Genomic DNA, 265 nt, shown 5'->3' with positions numbered 1-265 from the left:
TGTTCCGCTTAATAATCAATGCGACGGATTTGGAAGTTAAGGCTTTATCCATGATTTGACCATGCCGATTAATCGGTCGAAATAATGGCCCTTCGCTAATTTTAGAACAACTAAGCCAATCATTTAAGGTTCTGACAGGGCAAGTGAGAATGTTTAATCCATAAGGAATGGCTATATCTCTCCCCTTCCCTTCTTGGTCGGTTTTTGATTTCCTAAGCGTAATTTGCAAGCCTTCTCTGACAAATTTAATGTCATCAATCGTTAA

1 pseudogene is annotated in these 265 nt (G+C 38.9%); it reads right to left on the bottom strand.

What is annotated here, in order from left to right:
* Positions 1–259: pseudogene (locus TY19_RS00405) on the bottom strand (site-specific integrase); the annotation flags it as partial.
* Between the last annotated feature and the right edge of the window lie 6 nt (positions 260–265).

This window comes from Candidatus Protochlamydia sp. R18, assembly GCF_000648255.1.
Lineage (GTDB): Bacteria > Chlamydiota > Chlamydiia > Chlamydiales > Parachlamydiaceae > Protochlamydia > Protochlamydia amoebophila.
This window is presented reverse-complemented; position numbering and strand designations above follow the sequence as displayed.